The organism is Dactylosporangium vinaceum (genome assembly GCF_019904175.1).
GTDB classification, from domain to species: Bacteria; Actinomycetota; Actinomycetes; order Mycobacteriales; family Micromonosporaceae; genus Dactylosporangium; species Dactylosporangium vinaceum.
In genome coordinates this window covers 5,322,027-5,347,126 of the sequence record NZ_CP061913.1, presented here as the reverse complement: position 1 = coordinate 5,347,126, position 25,100 = coordinate 5,322,027, and the positions used below count along the sequence as shown (strand labels likewise).

At 71.9% G+C, this 25,100-nt stretch carries 21 protein-coding genes; 11 read left to right on the top strand and 10 right to left on the bottom strand.

The features are described 5' to 3' along the window. The first annotated feature begins 77 nt into the window (after nucleotides 1-77). The gene (locus Dvina_RS23970; RefSeq protein WP_223104706.1) at nucleotides 78-734 is read left to right on the top strand and encodes a ThuA domain-containing protein; all 657 of its coding nucleotides are present in this window, start codon (nucleotides 78-80) and stop codon (nucleotides 732-734) included. Here Dvina_RS23970 and Dvina_RS23965 read toward each other — a convergent pair. The 6 genes from Dvina_RS23965 to Dvina_RS23940 form a co-directional block, all read right to left on the bottom strand. After that, the gene (locus tag Dvina_RS23965; protein ID WP_223104705.1) at nucleotides 715-1,587 is read right to left on the bottom strand and encodes an ABC transporter ATP-binding protein; all 873 of its coding nucleotides are present in this window, start codon (nucleotides 1,585-1,587) and stop codon (nucleotides 715-717) included. The genes Dvina_RS23970 and Dvina_RS23965 overlap by 20 nt on opposite strands. Next, entirely contained in the window at nucleotides 1,571-2,356 is a 786-nt protein-coding gene (locus tag Dvina_RS23960) for a hypothetical protein (RefSeq protein WP_223104704.1), read from the bottom strand. Before Dvina_RS23960 ends, Dvina_RS23965 begins: the two co-directional genes overlap by 17 nt. Continuing rightward, complete coding sequence (locus Dvina_RS23955; RefSeq protein WP_223104703.1) at nucleotides 2,353-3,018, bottom strand: hypothetical protein; 666 nt, start codon at nucleotides 3,016-3,018, stop codon at nucleotides 2,353-2,355. Before Dvina_RS23955 ends, Dvina_RS23960 begins: the two co-directional genes overlap by 4 nt. Then, the gene (locus Dvina_RS23950) at nucleotides 3,015-3,914 is read right to left on the bottom strand and encodes a cupin domain-containing protein (RefSeq protein WP_223104702.1); all 900 of its coding nucleotides are present in this window, start codon (nucleotides 3,912-3,914) and stop codon (nucleotides 3,015-3,017) included. The genes Dvina_RS23955 and Dvina_RS23950 overlap by 4 nt, the downstream gene beginning before the upstream one ends. Beyond that, on the bottom strand, nucleotides 3,911-4,471 hold the full coding sequence (locus Dvina_RS23945; protein WP_223104701.1) for an RNA polymerase sigma factor: 561 nt from the start codon (nucleotides 4,469-4,471) through the stop codon (nucleotides 3,911-3,913). Before Dvina_RS23945 ends, Dvina_RS23950 begins: the two co-directional genes overlap by 4 nt. A gap of 78 nt (nucleotides 4,472-4,549) precedes the next feature. Beyond that, nucleotides 4,550-5,215 (bottom strand): hypothetical protein, encoded by a 666-nt coding sequence (locus Dvina_RS23940; RefSeq protein ID WP_223104700.1) that lies wholly within the window; start codon nucleotides 5,213-5,215, stop codon nucleotides 4,550-4,552. 68 nt (nucleotides 5,216-5,283) lie between these two features. Here Dvina_RS23940 and Dvina_RS23935 point away from each other — a divergent pair, with 68 nt between their 5' ends. After that, complete coding sequence (locus Dvina_RS23935) at nucleotides 5,284-5,784, top strand: pyridoxamine 5'-phosphate oxidase family protein (RefSeq protein WP_223104699.1); 501 nt, start codon at nucleotides 5,284-5,286, stop codon at nucleotides 5,782-5,784. A gap of 847 nt (nucleotides 5,785-6,631) precedes the next feature. Next, nucleotides 6,632-11,563 (top strand): diguanylate cyclase, encoded by a 4,932-nt coding sequence (locus Dvina_RS23930; RefSeq protein ID WP_223104698.1) that lies wholly within the window; start codon nucleotides 6,632-6,634, stop codon nucleotides 11,561-11,563. 168 nt (nucleotides 11,564-11,731) lie between these two features. Here Dvina_RS23930 and Dvina_RS23925 read toward each other — a convergent pair whose 3' ends face one another. From Dvina_RS23925 to Dvina_RS23910, 4 genes are read right to left on the bottom strand one after another with little or no spacing between them, the layout of a single operon-like run. Then, complete coding sequence (locus Dvina_RS23925) at nucleotides 11,732-12,313, bottom strand: GTP-binding protein (protein ID WP_246656397.1); 582 nt, start codon at nucleotides 12,311-12,313, stop codon at nucleotides 11,732-11,734. Further along, nucleotides 12,297-12,791 carry a DUF742 domain-containing protein gene (locus Dvina_RS23920; protein WP_223104697.1) on the bottom strand — a complete coding sequence of 165 codons (495 nt, stop codon included), beginning with the start codon at nucleotides 12,789-12,791 and terminating at the stop codon, nucleotides 12,297-12,299. The genes Dvina_RS23925 and Dvina_RS23920 overlap by 17 nt, the downstream gene beginning before the upstream one ends. A gap of 9 nt (nucleotides 12,792-12,800) precedes the next feature. Beyond that, nucleotides 12,801-13,226: a roadblock/LC7 domain-containing protein gene (locus tag Dvina_RS23915; RefSeq protein WP_223104696.1), complete on the bottom strand. Its 426-nt coding sequence runs from the start codon at nucleotides 13,224-13,226 to the stop codon at nucleotides 12,801-12,803. Further along, nucleotides 13,216-15,546, bottom strand: a complete 2,331-nt coding sequence (locus Dvina_RS23910; RefSeq protein WP_223104695.1) for a sensor histidine kinase — start codon at nucleotides 15,544-15,546, stop codon at nucleotides 13,216-13,218. The genes Dvina_RS23915 and Dvina_RS23910 overlap by 11 nt, the downstream gene beginning before the upstream one ends. 599 nt (nucleotides 15,547-16,145) lie before the next feature. On the opposite strand from Dvina_RS23910, the gene Dvina_RS23905 reads away from it, so the two are divergent. The 8 genes from Dvina_RS23905 to Dvina_RS23870 all read left to right on the top strand — a co-directional run bounded on the left by Dvina_RS23905 (nucleotide 16,146) and on the right by Dvina_RS23870 (nucleotide 25,098). Next, on the top strand, nucleotides 16,146-17,840 hold the full coding sequence (locus tag Dvina_RS23905) for an ABC transporter substrate-binding protein (protein WP_223104694.1): 1,695 nt from the start codon (nucleotides 16,146-16,148) through the stop codon (nucleotides 17,838-17,840). After that, nucleotides 17,837-18,991 carry a GNAT family N-acetyltransferase gene (locus tag Dvina_RS23900; protein ID WP_223104693.1) on the top strand — a complete coding sequence of 385 codons (1,155 nt, stop codon included), beginning with the start codon at nucleotides 17,837-17,839 and terminating at the stop codon, nucleotides 18,989-18,991. The genes Dvina_RS23905 and Dvina_RS23900 overlap by 4 nt, the downstream gene beginning before the upstream one ends. Nucleotides 18,992-19,316: 325 nt before the next feature. After that, a complete protein-coding gene (locus tag Dvina_RS23895; RefSeq protein ID WP_223104692.1) occupies nucleotides 19,317-19,466 on the top strand; it encodes a hypothetical protein in 150 nt (49 codons plus the stop codon). Nucleotides 19,467-19,615: 149 nt separating this feature from the next. After that, nucleotides 19,616-20,434 carry a phytanoyl-CoA dioxygenase family protein gene (locus Dvina_RS23890; RefSeq protein ID WP_223104691.1) on the top strand — a complete coding sequence of 273 codons (819 nt, stop codon included), beginning with the start codon at nucleotides 19,616-19,618 and terminating at the stop codon, nucleotides 20,432-20,434. Continuing rightward, the gene (locus Dvina_RS23885; protein WP_223104690.1) at nucleotides 20,431-21,426 is read left to right on the top strand and encodes a TenA family protein; all 996 of its coding nucleotides are present in this window, start codon (nucleotides 20,431-20,433) and stop codon (nucleotides 21,424-21,426) included. The genes Dvina_RS23890 and Dvina_RS23885 overlap by 4 nt, the downstream gene beginning before the upstream one ends. Further along, complete coding sequence (locus Dvina_RS23880; RefSeq protein WP_223104689.1) at nucleotides 21,414-22,427, top strand: class I SAM-dependent methyltransferase; 1,014 nt, start codon at nucleotides 21,414-21,416, stop codon at nucleotides 22,425-22,427. The genes Dvina_RS23885 and Dvina_RS23880 overlap by 13 nt, the downstream gene beginning before the upstream one ends. Continuing rightward, the gene (locus tag Dvina_RS23875) at nucleotides 22,424-24,079 is read left to right on the top strand and encodes a carbamoyltransferase family protein (protein WP_223104688.1); all 1,656 of its coding nucleotides are present in this window, start codon (nucleotides 22,424-22,426) and stop codon (nucleotides 24,077-24,079) included. The genes Dvina_RS23880 and Dvina_RS23875 overlap by 4 nt, the downstream gene beginning before the upstream one ends. Then, nucleotides 24,076-25,098: an aldo/keto reductase gene (locus Dvina_RS23870; protein WP_223104687.1), complete on the top strand. Its 1,023-nt coding sequence runs from the start codon at nucleotides 24,076-24,078 to the stop codon at nucleotides 25,096-25,098. The genes Dvina_RS23875 and Dvina_RS23870 overlap by 4 nt, the downstream gene beginning before the upstream one ends. The last annotated feature ends 2 nt before the right edge of the window (nucleotides 25,099-25,100 follow it).

The following is a 25,100-nucleotide window of genomic DNA, read 5'->3' as shown; positions in this document are numbered from 1 at the left end:
CGCCTATTCCCGCGCTCGGGCGCGGCGCGCCGGCAACTCCCGTCGGGCGGAAGCGCCGCAGTGGTTACCGTGATCGGGTGAGGCAGCGAATCCTGGTGTACAGCCGCACGACCGACTTCCGGCACGACTCCATCCCGGACGGCGTCGGGGCCGTGCGGGCCCTCGGCCGCGAGCACGGATTCGACGTCGAGGCGACCGAGGACCCGGCGGTCTTCGCCGACCTGGGCCCGTTCGCGACTGTCGTGTTCCTGAGCACCAGCGGCGACATCGGCGGCGACGCGGCGCGGGCGGCGCTGGAGCGTCACGTCCGCGGCGGTGGCGGGTTCGCCGGCATCCACGCCGCGGCGACGACCGAGGACGACTGGCCGTTCTTCGGCTCGCTTGTCGGCGCGCGGTTCGACAGGCATCCGGAGGTACAGCCGGCGCGCCTCATCGTCGAGGACCCGGCCCACCCGTCGACCGCCCACCTCCCGGCCGAGTGGGACCGCACCGACGAGTGGTACGACTTCCGCACCAACCCCCGCCGGACGGTGCGCGTCCTGTTGCGCGTGGACGAGGCTTCGTACAACGGCGGCGGCATGGGTACCGACCACCCGCTGGCCTGGTGCCACGACTCCCTCGGCGGCCGGTCGTTCTACACCGCGCTCGGCCACACCGTGGAGTCCTACGCGGAGCCGGCGCTGCGCCGGCATCTCCTGGGCGGCCTGCGCTGGACTATGCGGCGACAGGTGTGATGCCGCGGACCATCGCCACGTACCCCTCCTCCAGCGTGGGCCGGGTGGGCGTCGCGCCGGCCGGCGGGACCGGGCTGATCAGGCGGTAGTGGTTGCCGTCCGGGCGGGCCACCGCCGAGACCACGACCGCGCCGGGCGGGGGTGGGCCGGGGGTGGTCAGCTCCCACGTCCGGCCGTCGGCGCGGGCGGTCAGGTCGGCGACCGGGCCGGTGAAGACGACCCGGCCGGCGGTGAGCACGGCGATGGCCCGGCAGGTCTGCGCGACGTCCTCGACGATGTGGGTGCTCAGCAGCACGGTCCGGTCGCGGGCGAGGCCGGCCAGGAGCATGCGGAAGCGGACCCGCTCCTCCGGGTCGAGGCCCGCGGTGGGCTCGTCGACGATGACCGCTGCCGGGTCGCCGAGGAGGGCCTGGGCGATGCCGACGCGGCGGCGCATGCCCCCGGAGAAGCCCTTCATGCGCCGCTTCGCCACGGCCTCCAGGTTGACGACGGTGAGCAGCTCGTCGATCTGGCGGCGCCGGGCCCGGGCGTCGTCGAGCCCCTTGAGCAGCCCGATGTAGTCGAGGAACTGGGCCGGCGTCAGGTCCGGGTAGAGGCCGAGGTCCTGCGGGAGGTAGCCGAGGCGGCGCTGGACCGCGCGGCGGCCGGCCCGCCGGGTGAGATCGTGGCCGCCGACCCGGACCCGGCCACTTGTGGGCGGCAGGACGCCGGCCAGGACGCGCATCAGGGTCGTCTTGCCGGCGCCGTTGGTGCCCAGCAGGCCGAACATGCCGCCGGGGACCGAGAGGTCGACCCCGTCCAGGGCGGTGACCCGGCCGAACCGCCGGCGCAGACCCTCAACCTCGATATCCACGGTGGACCCCTTTCACCAGGAGCGGCACGATGCCGGCGGCGCAGATCAGGACGATGCTCATGGCGGCGGTACCGCCCCCGCCCGGCTCCGGGCGCAGGAAGGGGATCCAGCCGTCCAGGCCGGCGTACAGCGCGCGGTCGCCGACCAGCCAGCTGGCCGCGTAGTCGCCGATCGGGGTGATCAGGGTGCCGGTCGGCGACGGCAGCCAGCGCGGCGCGAGCAGGTTGCCCCAGAACCAGTAGCCGACGAGGAGCACCCGGAACAGCGGCGCGCCGATGACCAGCGGGCAGACGAGCGCGAACCCGGCCACCATGGCCAGACCGGGCACCGTCACCACGGCGAACGCCACCAGAGCCCAGACGAACAGCGCAGGGTCCCGCCGGTGTACCCACTCGCCGCCGGCCGCCACCAGCAGGGCGGCCAGGCCCGGCAGTGCGGTCGCGGCGACACCGCCGAGGTACTTGCCGGCGAGCACCGTGCCGGGGCCGGTCGGCGTGCTGTCCAGCAGCGGCCCGACCCGCAGCCGGCGGTCGCGGACGAGCCGGTCGGCCAGGACCATGCCGAAGCCGACCGGCATGAGCAGCGCGAAGAGCAGCGCCCAGTCGCCCATCACGATCCGGGCGGGGGTGCCGGCGGGCAGGTGCCGCGGGCCGTTCTCGCCCTGGGTGAGGACGACCGCCGCGGCGAGGAGCGCGGCCGCCGCCCACAGGCTCGCCTTGCGCAGCTGCATCCGAAACTCGTAGCGGCACACGGCCGCGAGCGCGGTCACTGGTCGTCCTCCTCGTCGAGCAGTCGTTCGGGGCGGTGCAGCAGGAGCACGGCCAGGGCGAGGCACAGCGCGCCGGCCGCGAGCAGGGTCAGGCGGTTGGCGAGCCAGGACTGGTCGGACCCTCCGCGCAGCGTGGCGAACATGAAGAACGGGTGCAGCCACCGGTGGACGGCGAACAGGCCCGCGAAGAGCTGCTCCCCCAGCCACAGCAGCCCGACCGCCGTGGCGGCCACCGCGGCGCTGCGGGTGGCCACGGTGACAAGCACGGCCAGGCCGCCGAGAAAGACCGCCGGGGAGGCCCAGATGAGCGCCGCCGGCCCGCCGCCGGGCCCGCCGGTGCTGTCGACGGCGACGAGCACCGCGGTGCCGGCCAGGCACAGCACCGCGGCGCCCCCGGCGATCAGGGCGAGTCGCCGGGCCAGGGTGGCGGTGTGCGGTACCGGCAGCGACAAGTGCAGTTCGCGGAGACGCTCCCGCACCATGACGCTCACAGCGGCCATGGCGAGTGCGAGCGGGACGACCGCCTCGAGGCCCGCCAGCAGCAGCCGATCGGGGCGGCCGGCGACCGCGCCCAGGGCGACGGTCAGCGCCAGGGCCACGGGTGCCGCGAGCCCGGCCGCCAGCCCGGCCCGGCGCCACTCGTGGCGCAGCAGGGCGCTCACTGCGCGACCCCCGAGATCCGGATGCGGTTGCGGTGCAGCAGCGGCGCGGCCAGCACCACCGCGGCGGCCAGGGCGACGGCCGCGGCAACCGTCGGGAGAGCCGGCTGCCACACGGTGGCGACCGCGCCGGCGATGCGGGCGTCGAGGAGGCCGGGGCGGGTGAGCAGCTTCAGCATCCAGATCGCCATGGCCAGGCCCATGCCGGCGCCCGGGCGCCAGGCCACGGCGACGGCCAGGCTCAGCGCGCAGAGCGGCACCAGCGGGCCGAACCAGGCCAGCAGCAGGCCCGGCGCGCCGAGCTGGTCACGGGTGGCCAGCAGGAGGGTCGCGAGGAGCCCGGCGCCGACGGTGCCGCCGAGCAGCAGCGTGAGCCGAGCCAGCAGCACGGTCCGGGGGGAGGTCGGGGTGGCCCGGACGAGTTCGTCGGCGGGGCCGGAGTCGCCGGCGCCGGCCGCCACGATCAGCGCGGCGACCGGCGGGACGACCAGGCCGAACAGGCCGGCGGCGCGGCCCGGCGGGACCGCGGCGGCCAGGACGGTGCCGGCCGCGATGGCCAGCCCCGCGAGCACCCACACCGGGCGACGGATCAGCCGGGCCTGCTGCGCGAGCAGCTGACCGGCGACCGGCAGCAGCCGGCGCGGACGGTTCGGCCCGCTGTACCTCGGCACCGCGATGAAGACCGGCGGCGCGGCCGGCGCCGCACGGACGCGCCGCAGCACACCGGCGAGCAGCTCCGGCCCCGGTGGGGGCGCGGCGTCGAGGCGTTCGGCGGCGCGCAGCCGGTGCCAGGCGGCCAGATCCGCGCGGCATGCGGCGCAGTCCGCCAGGTGCGCGGCGATGTCCGGGGCTCCGGCACCGGCCGCATACTCGGCCAGCCGGTCGGTGGGGTGGGTCATCGGCGGCTCCTTTCGACAGCGGTGGCCCCGGGCAGAGCCCGGGCGAGGGCGGCCCGGGCCAGGAACAGGCGGCTCTTGACCGTGCCGACGGGGATGCTCAGCAGCTGCGCGATCGCCGCGTGCGGAAGCTCGGCGGCGAAGGCCAGGTGGATCACCTCGCGCTGGGCCGCGGGGAGCCGCGCAAGGGCGGCCCCGACGGCGGCGGCGTCGGCCCGGGCCAGCACCACGTCGTCGGGGCGGGCCGCACCGTCGGGGAACGCCTCGGCGTAGTCGACCGGCAGCGACTCCTCGCGGTGCCGCCCGGCCCGCGCGAGCGCCTGGCGGCGGCAGATGCCGAAGAGCCAGGTCCGCACGGCCGAGCGGCCCTCGAACGAGCCCGCGCCCTGCCACAGCGCGACGAACGTGTCCTGCAGTGCCTCCTCCGCGGCCTCCCGGTCGCCGAGCAGTCGCTGGGCATAGCGGAGCAGGGCGGTCGAGTGGCGCGCGTAGAGACGCTCCAGCGCGCCCTCGTCGCCATCGGCCACCCGCCGCAGCCAGGCCAGGTCCGGATCATCCATCGCTGGTTCGTATGGTTCGCCGGCCCGGCGGTTCACCGCCGACCGCTGTGACCTGGCTCACCTCGGCGGACGCGTGCCTCAACCGGCGGGGTCAGCCGGCATCCACGTCATGTCGTGCCGCAGGGTGATGAAGACATAGGTGTACTCGTCCAGGATCTTCGGCAGCGAGACAGCCGGACGGCCGAGCAGCGCCGGCACCGCCGCGTCGTCGACCCCGGCCGCCGACACGACCGCCGCCGCCCACGCCCGCCCGAGCGCCAGATGCCGCGCGTACGCGGCCCCGTCCCGGCCGCCGTGCAGCGCGGCCGCGATAGCCGCATCCCAGGGCATCGCGGTCTCGGGGCGCAGCGCATACATGGCCTTGGCCGCGGCCGTGGCACCGACCGCGCGCCGCGGCCCGGCCGGCACGGCCGCCAGCGCCGCGTAGGCGTCCCCGAGCCGGGCCAGGTCCGCATCCTCGGCCAGCCGCAGCGCCCCACCCGGCAGCCCCGGCCCGAACGCCTCCCACCACGCGGCCACCCCGTCGTCGAAGAGGTACGGCTCACCGTCCCGGGGGTTGCGAATCCGGCACCCCCATGAGTTGAGCAGCCGGTGCAGCAGCCCCCGGTGCTCGGCCCGCCCGAGATCGGCCCCGGGCGCGGTCCGCGCGACGAACTCCCGCCACGATCGATCGACGTTCAGATACCCGTTGAACACCGCAACCGAGTGGCCGAGCCGCTCGAGGGTCGGGTCCGCCACACGCACGCCGGCGATCGTACCGCCGCCCGGATCACCGGCCGTTTGGCGCCCGCCCGCCCGGGCATCAGATCCGCATGACCGACGAAGACCCCCGCGCCCACGTCACCCGCCTCATCCGCGACGGGCGCATCTGCATGTTCACCACCATGAACGCCGACGGCCGCCACGTCAGCCGCCCCATGGCGCTGCAGGAGGCCGAGTTCGACGGCGACCTGTGGTTCTTCGTCTACGACGACAGCCCGAAGGCCGCCGAAATCGCCCTCAACCCTCAGGTCAACGTCTCCTTCAACACGAAGCACGACGCCTGGGTCTCACTGAGCGGCACGGCCGCCGTCGTCCACGACCGCGCGAAGGCCGAACAGCTGTGGAGCGCCCCGCTCAAGGCGTGGTTCCCCGACGGCCTGGACACGCCCGGCCTGGCGCTGATCAAGGTCACCGCCGAGTCCGCCGAATACTGGGACTCCCCGCACGGCCGCGTGGTGACCCTCATCCAGTACGGCACCGCCGCCCTGCTGCACCGCCAGCCCCCCGAGGGCGACAACGAGGTCGTCGACCTGACCGGCCCGTCCGCCTGACCCCGGGCTCCCCCAGCAGGCGGCCGAGTCCGGCGCCGGTCAGCCCCTCGCCGAACTCCGGCAGCCCGTGCTCGGCGCCCGCGCCCGGCTCGCCGGACCGCGACAGCGAGCGGGCCGGGCCGATGCTCCAATGTGGAGTGATGAGGGTCCCGCCCCTCCAGCAGAAGGTCGAGTGCGGGGAAGCTCGGGAGCGGCGGGCGAGCGGCCGCATGCAGGACGGCCGGTCGTCGGCGAGGTCGCTGCCCGAGTAGTACGCCGTGCTTGCGTCGCATGCCTCGCTGCCTCGTCGCTGCCGCGAGCCGGACAACGAGTTGCGGACGTCGACCCGCTCAACGACACCGCGTGAGCCGGGCAGTCCACAGCGATCACGGGCGAGCGCCGGCGTCGAAGCGCACTTCGCCCATCAGCCCCCGCGCGTCGTCGGGCGCTTGACCGTACATGCATCGCCGCTCTCTTCGGCAACGGAATCTACGCGTTCCGGTCAATCCCGACGGATGACCCACATAGTAGATGACCAATGAACGCGTGTTTGATCAAATTGGCTTTCCTGAGTGGGTGTGGCGGACGACCGCACTGCTGGGGCAATGTCAGCGAACCGGGGCCCTGCGGACGTCACCACAGCGGAGAAAGGCCAGCTCAAGAGGGTGGCGCGGCGACCTGCCCGGCCGCGCACGGGCGGCCGGGCGATCAATTCATGCCCGTGGTACCGATTGCCACCGGCTCGCCGTCTAGGCTTCGATGGACGCCGACTGCCGTCGGGACCGCCGGCGCCCGGAGCTATTCTCAGGATTTGTCAGCAGGCCGATATTGGATAGTGAGCAGGGCCCGAGGCGAGGACGGCCGACACGTGCCTGATGATCTGTTGTACGAGAGCGGCCGTACGCGGGTGTTCCGGGTCGCCTCGGGTCCGACGCGACCCGGAGCGATCCGGAAAGAACTGGCGGGGCCGGGTGCCGTCGAGCGGCTGCGCAATGAGCTGACCATGCTCGGCCGGCTCGCCGGCGTGCCGGGTGTACCGCTGCTCCTGGCCGGGTCGGATGATCAGCAGGTCCTGCTCATCGATGACGGCGGCACCGCGCTCGCCGCCAGCATCGTCCAGGCGCCCATGGGCGTGCCGGAGCTGCTCGACTTCGCCGTCGAGCTCACCGAGGTGGTGGCCGCGATGCATCGGCGCCGCGTCGTGCACAAGGACATCAATCCGGCAAACGTCGTCGTGGTCCGGCGCGAGGCCGGACCGCGCCGCCCGATCCTCATCGACTTCGACCTGGCCAGCACGTCGGCGGAGGAGCGACCGGGCTTCACCCACCACCGGGACATCATCGGCACCCTGCCGTACATCGCACCCGAGCAGACCGGGCGCACCGGCTGGCCGGTCGACCAACGAGCGGACCTGTACGGCCTGGGCTCCACCCTCTACGAACTGGCGACCGGATCGCCGCCGTTCGGGCACGGTGACGATCCGCTCCGGCTGACCCATGATCTGCTGACCCGGACCCCGACGCCGCCGTCGGAGGTGAATCCGGCGGTGCCGGCCTCATTCTCGGCGATCGTCGCGCACCTCCTGGAGAAGGAGCCCGACCGCCGGTACCAGAGCGCCGAAGGGGTACTGCACGACCTACGCCAGCTCCGCAATCACTACGCCCACGGCGCGGAGGGCACCCTCGAGATCGGGCGGCGTGACTTCCCGGGGCGGTTGCAGGCGCCCGCTCGGCTGGTCGGCCGGTCGGCCGAGATCGAGTCGGCGCGGCACGCGTTCGGCGAGTCCGTCGCGGGCCGCTGTCCCGGCGTGCTGATCAGCGGCGATTCGGGAGTCGGCAAGAGCAGCCTCATCGACCGGCTCCGCCCGATCGTCACGGAGGCCGGCGGCTGGTTCGTGTTCGGAAAGTTCGACCAGTTCCGGCAGGGGCCGGGCTCGGACGGGGTCCGGCAGGCCATGCGCGCGCTCGCCCGCATGCTGCTCGCCGAACCCGAGGCCGAACTCGCCGCGGCGCGGGGGCGGCTGCACGCGGCACTCGGCGCCGACGCCGCCGTCATGGCCGCCGACCCCGAGTTCGGCGCTCTGCTCGGCGTGTCCACCGGCACCGGTGCGACCGATCCGCTCACCGCGCAGGCCCGGCTGGTCCAAGCCGGCCTCGCGGTGCTGAAGTCCCTGACCGGTCCGCAGCACCCGATCGTCATGGTCATCGACGATCTGCAGTGGGCGAGCCCGACGGCGCTCGGACTCTTCGACGCCGTGTACAGCTCCGGAGGCCTGCCCGGCCTGCTGCTCATCGGGGCGTACCGGCACAATGAGCTACACGATGCGCATCCCCTTGCCGCGGCCCTTCCCCGCTGGCAGGAGCAGGCCCGGCCGCCGGTCGGCATCCGGCTCGGGAACCTCGGCCCGGCGGACATCTGCCAGCTGCTCGGCGAACTGCTGCGGCTGCCGGCGCACGACCTGGACGCGGTTGCGGCGGCGATCCGGGAGCGCACCGACGGCAACCCGTTCGACACCGTGGAGCTGGTGAACGCCCTGCGGCGAGAGGGCGCGCTGGTTCCCGGCGCGAGCGGCTGGATCTGGGACCCGGCGGCGCTGCGCCACCACGTCGGACGAGGCGACGTCGTCGAACTCATCGAGGCGCGGATCGCCGCGCTGGCCGATGCGACGCGTGAGCTGATGTACACCATGGCCTGCCTCGGTGGCGACGTCGAGCTCGGCCTGCTCCGCGCGGTCATCGGCGATCCGGCGGACGCGGGTGGCCGGCTGACGCGGATGCTGGCCCCGGCTCTGGAGGACGGCCTGCTGGTGACCGAGCACGGCGCGGCGACGTCGGTGCGGTTCCGGCACGATCGGGTCCGCCAGGCCGCATACGCCGGCATGAGCGCGACGGCTCGGCCGGCCCGGCATCTCGCGCTGGCCCGGATGCTGGCCCCGTTCCCGCAGTTCGAGCCGGTCGCGGCCGAGCAGTACCTCGCGGCGATCGACGAGGTGACCGGGCTGCGCGAGCGGCAGACGGCGGCCGAGCTCTTCACGGTCGCCGCCGCCAGGGCCCGCCTGCAGGCCAACTACGGCCTGATGGACAGCTACCTGGCCGCGGCCGAAGGACTGCTGGCGCCCGACCCGGGGACCGACCCCGGCCTGCGTCAGCGACTGGGGATCGAACGCCACACGGCATTGTTCGGCTCGGGTCGCCTCGACGAGGCGGACGAGCTCTACACCCGGGTCGCGCCCACGATCGACCCCGTCAAGCGGGCTCAGCTCGCCGTGATCCAGATCAGCAGCCTCGCCCACCGCGCTCGTCCGCAGGAGGCGGTGGAGTTGGGTGTCGGCCTGCTCGCGGATCTCGGTCACCCGGCGCCCGCGCCGGCCGACCTGCCCGGCGAGATCGACCGCGGGATCGACGCGCTGCGCGCCTGGGCGATCAGCGGTAGCGCGGAGGACGACCTGCGCCGTCCGGACAACGAGGACCCGCGGGCGGCGGCCATCGCCAGCCTGATCTACCGCCTGATCCCGGCCTCGTTCTTCTGCGGGTCGCCGCTCATGCCGTGGTTCGTGACCGAGGCGCGCCGCCTGTGGGCCGAGGGCGGGCCGTGCGCCGACCTGGTCGGTGCGCTGGCGCACGCGCCCTATGTGACAGTCCCGTCGCGCCAGGACTATGCCTCGGCGTACACCGCGGTCCGCCGCGTGCTGGAGGTGAGTCACGCTCGCGGATACGATCCGGCCGCCGGACAGGCCGAGTACATCTTCGCGATCTGCGCGGCGCCGTGGTTCGAACCGCTCGAAGACACGATCCGTCATGCCCGCCACGCCCGGGAGCTCCTCCTGCGCGGCGGCGACCTCTACCACGCCTGCTTCACCTACTACGCCTCGATTCCCCAGCTGCTCGACAGCGCCCCAGCCCTGGCCGACGTCGCCGCCGAGGCCGAGGCCGGGCTGTCCTTCGCGGCCCGGATCGGCAACGAGTGGGGCGCGACGACCATCCGGGGCTGGCCGCAGGCCGTCCGGGCGCTACGCGGCGAGACGGCCGTCCTGGGCGGCTTCGACGAGGCCGGCTTCACGCTCGACGAGCAGCTCGCCGCGTTCAGCGACAACCCGATCGCCGCGGTGAACCTGCGCGCCGCCCATGCCCTCGTCTCGGCCATCTTCGGTGATGCTGACGCACTGGTCGAGCACTCCGGCGCCGCAGTACCGATCCTGCCGTTCGTAGTGCCGACCCAGTCGATGACGCTGGTACTGCTGATGCACGGCCTGGCCCTGGCCGAACGGGCCCGGGTGGCCGACCCGGCGCAGCGGACGGCACTGCTCGCCGAGCTCGACGAGCGCCGCGCCTGGCTGGCCGGGCGGGCGGCCGACTGCCCGGCCAACTTCCTGCACCTGCGTTACCTGCTGGACGCCGAGCGGGCCTGGGCGTCCGGCGATGCGATGGGCGCGTTGCGCTCGTTCGACGCCGCCCGCCATGAGGTGGCCGACCGGCAGCGCCCGTGGCAACGTGCGTACATCACCGAACGCCTGGCAAAGTGCCTTCTCGCCCAGCACATGGAGCACACCGGCCGGGCGACCCTGCACGAGGCGCTGCACCTGTACCGGGAGTGGGGCGCGGCGGGCAAGGTCACGCAGTTGGAGCGGGACCACCCGTTTCTGGCCGAGGCGCGCGGGAGCGCGGCCGCGATGACGTCGACCGGGCCGTTCAGCGGGAACGTGTCGGCCAGCATGATCGACATGCTCGCCGTGGTGCGCGCGTCGCAGGCGTTGAGCTCCGAGACCACGCTGGCCGGGCTGCAGGATCGGGTCACCGAGATCCTCGCCGCGATGACCGGCGCCAGCGGGGTGCGGATCGTCCTGCGCATCGCCGACGCCGGCGGCTGGGTGCTGCCCCGCCCCGTCGGGGACGGACACAACGTGCTGAACATCGACCACCCCGACGCCGCTGCCCTCGTGCCGCTGTCCGCGTTCCGCTACGCCGAGCGGACCCGCCGGCCGCTGCTCGTCGAGGACGCCACCCGCGACGACCGATTCCGCCGGGATCCCTATCTGCACGACGTACCGGTGTGCTCGCTGCTTATCGTGCCGATCCTCAGCCGCGGCGAACCGCGCGCAATGCTGTTGCTGGAGAACCGGCGCATCCGTGGCGCGTTCGGCCCGAACCGGCTGGATGTGGTCGAGCTGATCGCCGGGCAGCTGTCGGTGTCGCTTGACAACGCGTTGCTCTACGCCGCCCTGGAAGACAAGGTGACCGAGCGCACCGAGGCGCTACGCGCCGCGAACGAGCAGCTCGAACTGCTCGCGATCACCGACCCGCTCACGGGGCTCGCGAACCGCCGCCGGCTGACCGAGGCACTGGACCTGGAATGGCACCGGGCGATCCGCCTACGCACCCCGGTCGGCATCGCGATCATGGACATCGACAACTTCAAGCAGTACAACGACCATTACGGCCACCTCGCCGGAGACGACTGCCTGCGCCGGGTGGCCGCCACCATCGGCCGGTCGGTGCGGGACGCTGACATCGTCGCCCGGTACGGCGGAGAGGAGTTCATGGTCGTGCTGCCCGGCGCCGATCTGGCGACCGTCGCCTCAGCGGCCGAGCGGATCCGGGTCGCCGTCGAGCGCCTGGCCGAACCGCACGAGCTGGCCGACACGGGCCTGGTGACCCTGAGCATCGGGTTCGCCGCGGCCGAACCCACCAGATCGAACCACCACGAGCAGTTGACCAAACTTGCCGACGCCGCGCTGTACGAGGCGAAGCGGGCGGGCCGCAACCGGACCTGCGCGGCGCCGCTGCTGCCATGGTCTCAATGAGACCGTGGCACCGTCGTTTGCAGCGATCGAGGTGTCCGGCGCCTGCGCACCGGGCCTGCGCCGCCGCGGGTATCGGACCCGCGCGGGGTGCGGCGAGGCGATTGCAGGGCCGCCGCAGGTGACAGTGCGGGGCGGCGAAGGGCTGGCCGCCCGGGCCGCCCGCAGCGTTCACCGCGCTCGGGCCAGGCGCTTGGCGATGATCTGCTCGACCAGCTCGACGAGGACCTGCTTGACCGAGCCGCGGGCGCGGGCGTCGCACTCGAGGATCGGGATGTGCTCGGGGGTGCCCAGGGCCTCGCGGACCTCGTCGAGGTCGAAGCGGCGGGCCCGGTCGAAGTTGTTCACGGCGATCAGCAGCGGGATGTCGCGGTCCTCGAAGTAGTCCAGGGCGGCGAAGCAGTCCTCGATGCGGCGGGTGTCGAGCAGGATGACCGCGCCGAGGGCGCCGTCGACGAGGTCGTCCCAGAGGAACGAGAAGCGGTCCTGGCCCGGCGTGCCGAACAGGTACAGCAGGAGGCTGCGGTCGAGCGTGATCCGGCCGAAGTCGAGGGCGACGGTCGTCGTGGTCTTGCCGTTGACGCCGCTGAGGTCGTCGACCCCGATCGACGCCTCGGTCATCGCGGCCTCGGTGACGAGCGGCTCGATCTCGGAGATCGCGCCGACGAACGTCGTCTTGCCGACGCCGAAGCCGCCGCTGACGACGATCTTCACGGAGATCGGTGGCTCGGTGCTGTCAGAGCGCACGGACACGATCCCTCAACCTTTCAAGCACATCGATGGGCAGTTCGTCGACCTTCGCGAACGAGACGTATCCGTCGGCCACCAGGTCGGCGACGAGCACGCGGGTGACGCCGAGGGGCACGCCGAGCCGGACCGCGATCTCGGCCACCGACAGCGGCGTCTGGCTCAGCTCCACGATCCGGCGCAGCTCGAAGCGCAGCGGCGCGGACAGGGCGGCCGGGAGCGCGGACACGATCGTCTCGACGCGCAGCCCGTCCTGCAGCGGCCGGGTCCGGCCGCCGGTCAGCATGAACGGGCGCAGGAACACGTCGTCGAGCTCCTCCTCCGGGGCGGCGGCCGCGGCGGGCGGCGGGGCCGGCTGGCGCGGGGCCTCGCTCGGCGGCTCCCAGACGGGGATCATGCGCGGGTCGGGCAGCCGGGGACCGAAGCCGCCGCCGGCCGACCGCGCCTCGCCCGACGAGCCCTGTGACGCCTGAGAGTCAGCCATCGCGGTGACTCACTGCGGGAGGGAGCGGCGCGACTCGGAGATCAGGGCGGGGGTCAGCAGGTCGCCGAACCGGTCGGCCAGCACCGCGATCTCGTAGCCGATGAGGCCCAGGTCGCAGCCGGACTCGGCGAGCGCGCCGAGGCACGCGCCGCCGTTGATGGCCGACACGAGCAGGAATCCGCGCCGCATCTCGATCATGATGAGTTTCAAGCCGTCGAAGTCGTACCGCTTCGAAGCGCTCCGGCCCAGGCTCGCCATGCTCGACACGATCGCGGCGAGCTGGTCCGCGCCGACCCGGTCGAGGCCGTCCGAGGTCGCGATCAACAGGCCGTCCGAGGAGACGGCCACCGCGTCGCGGACGCCGTCGGTGTCCCGGACGAAGTTCGCCAGCATCCAGTTGAACTCGCCGGCCTCGGTCTGCACGTCAACGCTCATCGGTCTCCTCCGTTGCCCGCTCGGCCCGCCCCCGCAGAACCCCCGCGTGCAGCGACGTCAGGCGGTTGCGCAGCTCATCCGGTGACTCGTCAATGACCTCGGGCCGCTCGGCCGGGGCCGCGGCGGGCGAGACGTTCGCGGCCTTCGTGCGGGCCGGGCGCTTGGCCAGCCCGTTGCGGGTGCGCTCCAGCCGGTCCAGCGCGCTCATCGGGGCCTCGGCCCCCTCGGTGCGCTCGTCGTCGGTGTGGTCGTCATCGGTGGGGACGGCGACGTACTCGACGACGACCGGCGCTCGCGACCCGCCGTTCGGCTTCGGGGCCGCCGGCGCCGCCGCCCGCTCGATCGCCAGCGGTGCGACAGACGCGAACCGCGGGGTGGCCGCGGGCTGCGCGGCCGGTGCGACGGTGACGCCCTCGATGGTGCCCGCGGCGACCAGGATCGCCGGCGGCAGGACGACCCGGGCCGTGGTGCCGACGACCGGCGACTGGGTCAGCTGCACGTCGACGCCCATCTGCTGGGCGAGCTTGCCCACCACCCAGTGGCCCAGGTATCGCGTCGGGGCGAGCAGGAAGCTCTCCTCACTGCGCAGCCGGCCGTTGGCCCGGGCCAGGTCGTCGGGCTTCATGCCGACACCCTGGTCGCTGATGGCGATGAGGTACTTGTCGCCGAGGTAGCGGCCCTGGATCTCGACGTCGACGTCGGGCGGTGAGAAGGCCAGTGCGTTCTCGACCAGCTCCGCGATCATGTGCGCGAGGCCGCTCACGTGGGCCCCGGCGACGTACGCCTCGTCGATGCGCCGCAGCGACACCCGGCGGTAGTCCTCGACCTCGGACACGGCCGCCCGGATCACGTCGGCCGTCGTCAGCGGCTCCGACCACGGGCGCGGGCTCTCCTCACCGGCGAGCACCAGCAGGCTTTCGGCGTTGCGGCGCATGCGGGTGGCGAGGTGGTCGAGCTCGAACAGGTTGGCCAGGTCGGACGGGTCGTTCTCCTCGCGCTCCAGCTTGGTGATGAAGCCGATCTGGCGCCGCAGGAGGTTCTGGTTGCGCCGGCCCAGGTTCGCCAGCGACTCGGTGGTGGTGCGGCGCATGATCGCCTGCTCGGTGGCGAGGGCATACGCGGTCGCCTGGACCCGGTCGAGCGCCTCGGCCACCAGCTGGATCTCGGGGCCGGCGCGGCGTGGCACACGTACCGGCGGCGGGGGTTCGAGCTTGTCGTCCTCGCCTGCGGCCTGCGCCCGGGCGACCGCATCGGGCAGGCGCCGGGTGGCCAGGGCGTCGGCCTCGTCGACGAGCATCCCCAGCGGGCGGGTGATCGAGCGGGCGGCCACGACCATCAGCAGCACCGCGCCGACGACGGCCGCACCGACGATGCCCAGCAGGATGCCCAGGCGGCGGAAGGCGGCGTTCTCCAGGCTCTGCGCCCGCTGCTGGATGTCGCGACCGATGATCCGCTCCAGCTCCAGGATGCCGGCGGTCAGCCCGGAGGCGGCCGCCCACCACTGCTGCGGGTCGAGGTGCAGCTGCCGGCCGTCGGCGCCGGTGGCGGCGGTCTGGTCGATCACGGCGGTCTTCTTGGCCGCGTCGGAGGCCAGGACCCGGTCGGACTGGGCCTTCTCCTCGTCGGTCATGAAGACGGCCGTCGACACCCCGAGCCGCAAGGTGGCCCGCTGGATCGCATACTGCTCGTACTGCCCCGGCTTGAACGACCCGGCCGTGATGATGCCGAGCAGGAACGCCTTCTCCTGGGAGAGCGACTCGCTGGTCTGGCTGGTGTGGCTCCACGCCGTGGCCCCGCGCCGCAGGATGCTGTCGGCCGAGCGGTCCAGCCCGTAGTCGACGGCCAGCAGCGCGGTGATGCGCTGTGTGTAGAAGGCGAACGCGGCGTCCCCGGCGATCGCGGCCGAGTCGACCTGAGCGCGGATGCCGTCCAGACCGGCCAGCGCGGCGAGCGCCGTGCGCAGCTGCTCGGCCCCGGTGACGTCCCGGTCGGCCAGGCGCGCGAGGTCGGCGCGCTGCGCGTCCACCTGCCGGCGGGCGGGCGGCAGGTCGGCCTTGAAGGACGGGTTGCCCACGAGCACCGCGCTGCTCAGCCCGCGCTCGTCCTGCAGGCTCTGGACCAGGGCCCGGGTCGGCACGGCGACGGCGACCGCCTCGCGGGTGGCCCGGGCGGTGCGGAACTCACCGAGGTCGTCGAAGACCACGACACCCAGCAGCACCAGCACGGCCACCAGCGGCAGTGCCAGAATGCGGGTGAGCCGGCCGTTGATGGTGCCGCCGCCGCCCGGGCGTGCGGAAATCGCGTGTCTGTGCCTGGCCATGGACCGACCTCGAACCTCCACGCCGGGACGCCGGCCTCACTGCCGGGGACCGACTCACGTCAAGACAATGCGACGCTTCCCGGGTCGACAGATGCCATTGCGCTCGGCGAACATTGCATTTTGCCCGCGGCGGGAAACAGATCATCAAGCTAGCTGGCACATGTCCATCCGTCAACGCCGCTCCCGCGGTCCGGCTGGCCGTGCCCTTATCGTTAACAAGGACCGGCAACCGTTCGGGCAATCCGGGTTTGCCGAATGGGTACGGCCGGCCGCCCGTCCGGGCACGGCGGAATTCGTTGCCCCGAGCGACGAACGCGACGCGAGCCGGCGGATAAAAGGGACTGCAATCGTTTGTCGAACGTGCAGAAAGGCACTGCATTTCTCGCAGTGATCACCGTGCGCATCGTGCACAAAGCCTGCATCAATGCCCCTGGCTGCACATTCGCCGAATTGCCCGAAATGCCATCGTCACCGGCAGTTGCCGTACCACCGCGCATGCGGGCGGCCGTCGCCGCCGCGGACCGGGCGGCGGGAGCGACCCGGCACTGCTTGCGCGACTGATTGCCCACCGCGGGGACCGGACCCTAGGCTTGGCAGCCATGAAGCGAAGCCGGTCGATCTCCCGGGCCGATGTCTCGACGACCGACGACCTCGTCTCGGTCGAACGGCCGGGCGCCGACCTGCCGGGCGCCGGGTTCAACGCCGCGATCGGCAACACGGTCAACCCGTCCACGCACCGCGGCGGCACGCTCGTCCTCGACAACTCCGGCGACTGGGACTCAATCGATCCAGGCAATACATACGTCGCCTATGCCTGGAACTTCGCACGGCTGTACGCCCGGACGCTGACCACCTACGCCGCGCCGGACGGACCTGCGGGTGCGGCGCTGGTACCGGACCTGGCCGCCGACCTCGGCCGAGTCAGCGACGACGGGCTGACGTGGACCTACCGGCTCAAGCCGAACCTTCGGATGGAGAACGGTGCGGTAATCACCTCGTACATGATCAAGCACGCGATCGAACGCAGCGCGAGCTACTCCCCCACGCTGCCGATCGGACCGGTGTATTGGCGGACGTTCCTGACCGGGCCGGACGGGATCGCCACGCCCGACCCGGCGACAGTCGTGTTTCGTCTGCGCCGCCCGATGGCGGAGTTCGACTACCTGGTCAGCATGCCGCAGACGGCTCCCGTCCCGCCCGAGTGCGACACCGGTCCGGAGTACTGGCGGCAGCCACTGTCCAGCGGGCCGTACAGAATCCGGGCCTACATTCCTGGCCGGCGGCTCCAGCTGGTCCGCAACGCGGCGTGGGACCCGGCGAGCGACCCGGTGCGCCGGCAACTCGCCGACGCGGTCGTCGTCAACCTGAACGTCGACGCGGACGCAATCGACCGGCGGCTGCTGACCGGGGAGGTGCATCTGGCCGTCGAGGGCGGCGGTGTGCAGCGGCGCGGCCAGGCCGCGATCCTGGACCGGCCCGCACGCCGGAGCAACGCCGACAATCCGCTCAACGGTTTTGTCTGGTACGCGGCGATCAGCACGGCCGTACCCCCCTTGGACAACCTCCACTGTCGGCGGGCGGTGCTCTACGCGGCCGACCACCTCGCACTCCAGGACGCCTTCGGCGGCCCGATCGGCGGTGCGATCGCGCCGACCATGCTGCCGCCGACGGTTCCAGGCGCCCCGCCGGACGGCTACGACCCATACGGGTTCCTCAGCCGGCCCCGCGGTGACCTCGAACGCGCGGCCGCCGCATTGCAGGCCGGCGGCCACCCCGGCGGGTTCGCCACCACGATCTCGTTCCGCAACAACCGGCCGAAGGAACAGGCCGCGGCCGCGGCGCTGCGGACCTCCCTGGCGCGGGTCGGCATCCAGACCGAGCTGCTCGGCTACCCGCCGGGCGAGATCGACGTCTATCCGGGAACACCTGACTTTGTGCACCGGCACCGCCTCGGGATCAACATCACCGGCTGGGGCTCGGACTGGCCGTCCGGCTTCGGATTCCTGTACGCGATCTGCCACGGCGCCGCGATCCGGCAGACGAGCAACTCCAATATCTCCGAACTCGACGACCCGGACGTCAACGCGCTGCTGGACCGGGTGATGTTGATTGCGGACGCGGGCGAGCGCGCCGCGATGCACCGTGAGATCACCGAACGGATCACCGCCGCGGCGGCCTTCCTGCCGATCGTGCACGCCCGCTCCCTGCTGTACCGCAGCCCGGTCCTCACCAACGTCAGCGTCAACCCGGCACTGCAGATGTACGACTACGCGCAGATCGGCCTGATGGCGTGACGGCCATACCGCTGGAGCCCGTTGCCGTGCCGGCCATCGCCGATGTCGACGCCGAGGCATGGACGTCGATCGCCGGCCGCAGCTCGGCCTACTCGAGCCATCGGTGGCTGCAGTACGTGCAGACGCACACCGACGCCGACGTGGTGTACCTCCTGGCCCGGCGGGAGGGCACGGTGGTCGCCGGCCTGCCCAGCTACCTGTTCCCAGGTGACGTACCGAAGTTCTACGATCCCCAGTGGCTGCTCCGTGACGAGTGGCGCGGCGAACGCCGTCCCGTCGTCCTGGGCGGGGTCCGCGAGGGCTACCGCAGCGAGATCCTGACCAGCGACACACTGCCGGAGCCGGAGCGCGATGCCGCGGTGGCTCTGCTGCTGTCACAGCTGCGCCACCGCCGCGCCCGCCATGACGCGATCGCCGCCATCCTGTATCTCCCCGACCGGGCGCTGGAGCTGCTCGCACCACTGCTGGGCCCGGGCGACCGCCGGTTCGTGGTGGACGCCGAGGCTGTCATCGCGGTGCCCGAGGGCGGTCTGCCGGCCTATCTTGCGGACCTGCCGGGCAAGCGGCGCGCCACTGTCCGCCGCGACCAGGAGCGTTTCGACCGCAGCGGATGCCTGCTGCAGGAGAGCGACCTCGCCGACTGCTACGCCGACCTCGGCCGGCTCTCCGCCCATCTGCTGGGCCGTTACGGCCGGCACGTCGATCCGGACGCCGAAGTGCACCGGTTCCAGCGGCAGGCGGCCAGCACGGCCGGCATGAACCGGGTGTTCCTGGCCCGCCGCGACGGCAGGCTCGTCGGCTTCGCGCACTTCCTGATCCAGGACGACATCATGTATGCGCGCTCCGGCGGCTTCGACTACAGCATTGCCCGCGAGGCGGCGCTGTACTTCAACCTCGTCTACTACACGGCCATCCGGTACGCGGCCCAGCGCGGCGTCAAGTTCGTGAACTACGGCTGCGACGCCTTGCAGGCCAAGGTGTTTCGCGGAGCGCGGCTGCACCCGCTGTGGGCGGTGCTGATCGACGCCGATCAGTGCGGATTGGGTCACCTGGACTACGCGGCCGCCGAACGGCGAGCACTGGCCCCGATTGCTGCGCTGGACGATCGAGTCGTCACCGACACAGTGCGGACCTGGTCACCGAACCATTGACCCCTTGAGTACAGAATCGTCCACTATGCGAACCGTCAAGACCGCGGCGCCCGCATGTCGATTCCGCTTGACAATTTGACATTGACGAATGGTGCTATCTTTTGCCCCGCATCGTTGACAGCGCGATCGACCGGTTGCTATAAGTTGCAGGCCGAATCTCGACGGGGGTGGAGTCGCGGTTGATCTATTCCCGTGTACTCGAGATCGGTGGAAGTCCACCTAAGCACCGGCGCCGCCCGCTGCGGCCATTCACTGTGCCGTCACTCGAAACCGGCAAGACTGCCCGCGATTTTTGGCGCACGTCGATGCACGAGGGAGGTGAAACATGGCGGAAGTCCTGGACGCCGTTGAACTGGACGTTCACGCTCCGGAAGCGGCACCGTCCGACATCGAGGACCTGTGGTCCGACGCGGAGCCGGAGGAAATTGTGAGCGTTCCGAAACCCTGCGCGTACGACCCGCTGACGCGGCTCTAGCCGCGATCGCCGGGTGCGAGGCGCCCCGTTGATCCTGTTGTTACGTTGCCGCCGACGGCGGCAACGTAACAACGGCCAGAAACAGCAGGAATCGCAGTCCTGACAGTTCCGCGCCAGCGCAATATTGCCCCGACAGGAGGCGCGTCAATTTGGCTACCGATGCCATGCGCGTACGTCGAGCGTCGTCCACATGGGCGGACCAAGCCAGCGTTCAGGCGGACGGGCACGCCCACTACTTCGAGCGCCACGGCTTCACCGTGATACCCGCGTTGCTGACCGCGGCCGAGGTCGAGTCCTGCAGTGCCGAGCTCGACCGCATCGCCGAGCGGCGTGAGCAGCTGCCCAATGTCCGGGTCATCGGCACCCGCAATCCGCTCGCCCCCTCGTACGACCTGGAGGACCGCCGAACCTCGCACAACGAGGAGGCGCTGCGCAAGCTGACCGGGTTCGCGCAGATCTCCCCAGTGCTGGCGCACTGCCTGGTCGAGCACCCCACGCTGCTCGACGTCCTGCATCTGCTGCTCGGAGAGCGAGTCGAGCTCTACCGCGACGCCATCATGTTCAAATCGGCCGAGGTCGGCCAGGAGAAACCCTGGCACCAGGACGCCGTCTACTGGCCGTTCCGGCCCATGGCGCTGGTGAGCGCCATGGTCGCCATCGACCGGTCCACGCCCGAGAACGGCTGTCTACAGGTTGTTCCGGGATCGCATCGCCATGTTGTCGACCACGAGAAAATCAACTGGGAGCTGCAGGTAGACCCGGCCAGGTGCGAGGAGGGGGCGGTCTACGTGCCGCTCGAGCCCGGCGACTGCCTGGTCTTCCACAGCCTGATCCTGCACGCCTCCGAACACAATCACTCCCCCGCCAACCGCCGGGTCTCGATCACCAGCTACAGCCCCGGCGGACTGCAGATCCTGGACCCGAACATCGACCCGCCGGTCCTGCTCAGCGATCGCGCCGGCCGATGACCACCACAATCGGGGCGCCCGGGGCCCGCCAGCAACTCCTCTCCGAACGAGCGGCACCGCTGCCCTGCGTGCCGGTGCCGATCACGGACGGGACGCTGACCGCGATCGACATGGGCTGGTGCGAGCACCGGTTCACCGGCCGGACGGCCACCCGGATGGCCGCGGTGCTCCGGCACTGCGACGGCCGGCAAAGCATCACCGATGTCGCGAGATCGCTTGCGGCACCACCGGACTTCGTCGCCCGGGCAGTCACCGCGCTGTACACCCTCGGCGTCGTGCGCGACGCCAACCGGGAACCGGCTCCGGCAATGGCGTTCCAGCAGCATCTCGTCTCGGTCGGCCGGACGCTGCGGACCCGGATGAGCACCGAGGCCGACATCCTTGGCGGCACCATGCACCGGCGGCGGCTGCTCGGCTCCCTCGTCGAGACCTACCACTTCGTCGCGGCGGCGCCGTACCACATCGGCCCGGCCGTAGCCCACGCCCCGGACAGCGAGGTGCGCGACGCCCTGTCCCGCCTGTTCTGCGAGGAGTGGCGACACGGCCGAGACCTGCGGGCCGGCCTGCTGGCGGCCGGCCTGACCGAGGAGCTGGTGCGTCGGTGCCGGCCGCTGCCCGGCACTCAGGGCGTCGTGAACTTCCTGCGCGCCCTGGCCGACACCGACCTGCTGTCCTACGGCATCTGTGCTGCCGTGAACGAGAGCCCGAAGACTGACACCGCTATCAAGGCGAGCTGGGATGCGCTCATCGCGCTACGCCTGCTGCCGGCCGCGGCGCTCCAGCCGTTTCGCGGCCACGAACTGGAGGACGAGGCATCCGGTCACGACGGCATCGTCGAGGCGATCTTCGCCGGGCGTACGACGCTGTCCGCGGCCGAGCAGGATCGGATCCACGCCAGCCTGACGTCCTTCATCGCCACCCAGAGCAACTGCTACAGGGACATGAAAGAGTTCTACGGCGACGCCGAAGGAGCGGTGGCGTGGGGGATCTGAACCATCGCGTCGAACCCCGCGCGACAGTCGTCGCGAGCGGTGCGGGCACCACCGTCTTCCGCCTGCTCGGCACCGGGCAGGCGGCCGTCGTCCGGCTGCCCACGCCGACCGCACAGGATCTCATCGGCCGCCTCGCCCCCGGGCCGGATTCCACGCCCGCCGCGGGCGCAGACGACGCGCGCGAAGACGCGGACGACCTGGCCGCGGCGACCGTCGTCGAGCTCGGCCGGCTCCGCGCCCTGCTGGCCACGCTCGACCGGGGCGAGCGCCCCGAGGCGGCCGCGTCCTCGGTCCTGCTGCTGCACGTCTGCCGCTACCTGCTCGCCGACCTCACCGGCCGGCTCGCCGGCGGGCTCGCCACGCGCAACCGGGCGCGGGCGGACGAGCTGGCGGCGAACGGCGACGAGCCGCTGCGGCTGCACCTCGGCTGCGGCAGCCACCGCCTTGCGGGCTGGACGAACATCGACCTGGCCGATCCGGCAGCCGATCTGCGGGTCGACGTCCGCAACGGCCTGCCGTTCGACGACGGCATCGCCGAGTCCGTGTACATCGCCCATCTGCTCGAGCATGTCGAGTACCCACGAGAAGCCGAAACAGTGCTCCGGGAGTGCCGTCGCGTGCTGCGCGACGGAGGCCTGCTCCGCATCGTCGTGCCGGACCTGCACTCCTTCTGCACCGCGTACGTACAGCGGCACGACGGCTTCTTCGAGCGTTTCGCGCACCTGTGGCAGCGACCGCCGGCCAGCACACCGCTCGCATCGTTCCTGCACTATGCGGGGGCGGGCGAGTTCCCTTGGGTCGCCGACCGCCATCGGTTCGGCTACGACGAGGAGACGCTGGGCACGCTGCTGCGCCAGGCGGGCTTCACCAGCGTGCGGCGCAGTCAGCCCGGGCAGAGTCTCATCGGCGACGACCAGTTGGACTATTCGTGGGCCAACCGGGAGACGGCGGAGGGCCTGCCCTATTCGCTGATCATGGAGGCAGAGGCGGCCACCCGATGACGTCCGCAGGCCCGTACATCGTCGGCTTCTCCGACTCGGTGCACGACCGGTCCGCCTGCCTGTTTCGTGGGACCGTGCCGATCGTCGCCATCGAGGAGGAGCGGCTCACCCGGCAGCGCTACGCGCTGGACTTCGGTGGGCTCGACCGCCGTGACGCGGCGGTCTTCACCCGGCTCGACCTGGACGCCGGCGACGCCGACGACCACGGGCGGCGCATCCATCGACTCGTCGGCTACTGCCTGGACGCCGCGGGCATTACCGAGCCGGACGTCGCGCTGTGGATCGGCAACTCCCTGCATACGGCATATCCGTTGTACGAGCGGGCGGTGTACCTCAACCATCACCTGGGCCATGCGTCGTCGGCCTACTTCGGCTCGGGTGCCCAGGACGCGGCGGTGCTGGTGATGGACGGCTACGGCGACTGCGTCTCCAGTGAGGAGTTCGAGACCGTCTCCATCTACCACGGAGTGGGCACCAAACTCCGCCTCGCCGCCCGGAAAGCCGGCAAGAAGGACGACCTGCATCTGGCCAACTCCGCCGGAATTCTGTATCGGATCGCCACGCTGTCGTCCGGATTCGGCGTCATGGACGAGGGCAAGACAATGGGCCTGGCCGGCTACGGGCAGGCCCGCTACCTGGAAGACATCCTGGCGCACGTCCGGTTCGGCGCGGAGGAGGTGGCCATCGACAACGAGGCGATCTGGAAGTCGTTCCAGGACCTGCGCCGCGATGGCTTCGCGGACCGGGCCGACGTCGCCGCGAGTTTTCAGGCCGCGCTGGAGCGGGTGGTGCTCTTCTACGCACGGCTGGCCCGCCGGCTCACTGGCGCCGACACGCTGTGCATGGCGGGCGGTGTCGCGCTGAACTGTGTCGCCAACCAGCGCGTGCGTGACGCCGCCGGGTTCCGCCACGTGTCGGTGTTCCCGGCCGCCGCCGACAATGGGATCGCGATGGGCGCCGCCTACTTCGGCGCCCATGTCATCTACGACGGCGGCGCCGCGGAAGGCCTGGCCGACCCTTGCCTCGGGCGCACCTACGCCCGGAAGGAGACGCTTGCCGCCCTGCGCTCGGTGCCCGACGGCTGCCGCATTGACGAGATCGGTCCGATGGGCTGTGCCGAACAGGCCGCGCATCGCATCGCCAGCGGCGGCCTCGTCATGTGGTTTCAGGAGGGCTCCGAGTTCGGACCCCGAGCCCTGGGACACCGCAGCCTGTTCGCCGACCCGCGCTCGACCGGCACCCGCGATCGCATCAACGCGTCGGTGAAGTCCCGCGAGCCGTTCCGGCCGCTCGCCCCGATCGTGCTGGAGGAAGAGGCAGCCGGATGGTTCGACTGCGGCCGCTCACCGTTCATGCTCTTCACTCCCACGGCCCGGCCGCGCACCCGGCAGCTGGCACCGGCCGTCGTGCACGCCGACGGAACGGCCCGGGTGCAGACCCTGACAGCAGCCGACAATCCGGTGGTACACGCGATGCTCCAGCGCTTCCATGCGCTCACGGGGGTGCCGATGGTCGTCAACACCTCCTTCAACCTGCGCGGCGAGCCAATCGTCGAGACGCCGGAGGATGCCGTTCGGGCGTTCGCTGACTCTCCGGTCCCGGTGCTGTGCATCGACGGATTCTTCGTCGAGAAGCAGGAGTCGGCCGGATGATCCCGCGCCGAGCCGCGGGCCGGTCGGGGCTGCAGCTGAGCGCGGTAAGCCTCGGCGGCATGACATTCGGGCGCGGCGGGCCGTTCGGTTCGATCGGCACCGACGCATCGGACGTGACCCGCATCGTCGCCCTGGCCCTCGACGCCGGCATCGACTCATTCGACACCGCCAACGTCTACGGCGAGAGCGAGGAGCTGCTCGGGCGGCTGCTCGGCCGGCACCGCGACGACGTGGTGATCGCCACGAAGGTCCGGTTCCCGATCGCGTCGGCGGCAGCGGGCCGGATGCCGCCCGCGTCGACCTACGGCCTGTCCCGCAGCGCTGTGATCCGCGCCGTCGAAGGTTCCCTGCGCCGTCTCGACACGGACCGTATCGACGTGCTGTGGCTGCACATGCAGGACCGGACCGTACCCATCCAGGAGACGCTGTCCGCTACCGAGGCATTGATCCAGCAGGGAAAGGTCCGGTATCTGGGGTTGTCCAACTTCATGGGGTATCGGGTCTCCGAGGCGGTACTGCGAGCCGAGCTGCACCGGCTTGAGGCGCCCGTCGCGCTGCAGATCCCGTGGTCCCTCGTGGACCGCGACGCCGAGCAGGAGCTCGTCCCGGCGGCCGGGCACTTCGGCCTCGGGGTCGTGGTGTACAGCCCGCTGGGCCGCGGCTTCCTCAGCGGCAAGTACGAGCGGGGGCACGAGCCCGCCGCGGGCAGCCGGCTGGCGCAGTGGCCCGACGAGTTCGGTCGGTATGACACCGACCGCAACTGGAGCGTACTGGCCGACGTCCGGCAGATCGCGGCGGACCACGCGGCGCCCGTGAGCGCGGTCGCGCTGGCCTGGCTGCTGGCGAAGCGGACGGTGACGAGCGTCATCATCGGTGCCCGCACCGAGGCGCAGCTGCAGGACAACCTGGCGGCCGCGCGCCTGCGGCTGACTCGGGACGAGATCGAACGGCTCGACAAGGTGTCCGAGCCTGTGCGGAGCTATCCGAGCGCATTCATCGGCCGCTTCGAGCAGTGGTAGGG

Bases quoted from the DNA above. Each gene is read 5' to 3' on its own strand.
- Dvina_RS23910 (WP_223104695.1), bottom strand. From the start codon at position 15,546: ATGGCCAGGCACAGACACGCGATTTCCGCACGCCCGGGCGGCGGCGGC.
- Dvina_RS23870 (WP_223104687.1), top strand. From the start codon at position 24,076: ATGATCCCGCGCCGAGCCGCGGGCCGGTCGGGGCTGCAGCTGAGCGCG.
- Dvina_RS23895 (WP_223104692.1), top strand. From the start codon at position 19,317: ATGGCGGAAGTCCTGGACGCCGTTGAACTGGACGTTCACGCTCCGGAA.
- Dvina_RS23875 (WP_223104688.1), top strand. From the start codon at position 22,424: ATGACGTCCGCAGGCCCGTACATCGTCGGCTTCTCCGACTCGGTGCAC.
- Dvina_RS23945 (WP_223104701.1), bottom strand. From the start codon at position 4,471: ATGGATGATCCGGACCTGGCCTGGCTGCGGCGGGTGGCCGATGGCGAC.
- Dvina_RS23950 (WP_223104702.1), bottom strand. From the start codon at position 3,914: ATGACCCACCCCACCGACCGGCTGGCCGAGTATGCGGCCGGTGCCGGA.
- Dvina_RS23935 (WP_223104699.1), top strand. From the start codon at position 5,284: ATGACCGACGAAGACCCCCGCGCCCACGTCACCCGCCTCATCCGCGAC.
- Dvina_RS23885 (WP_223104690.1), top strand. From the start codon at position 20,431: ATGACCACCACAATCGGGGCGCCCGGGGCCCGCCAGCAACTCCTCTCC.
- Dvina_RS23915 (WP_223104696.1), bottom strand. From the start codon at position 13,226: ATGAGCGTTGACGTGCAGACCGAGGCCGGCGAGTTCAACTGGATGCTG.
- Dvina_RS23920 (WP_223104697.1), bottom strand. From the start codon at position 12,791: ATGGCTGACTCTCAGGCGTCACAGGGCTCGTCGGGCGAGGCGCGGTCG.
- Dvina_RS23905 (WP_223104694.1), top strand. From the start codon at position 16,146: ATGAAGCGAAGCCGGTCGATCTCCCGGGCCGATGTCTCGACGACCGAC.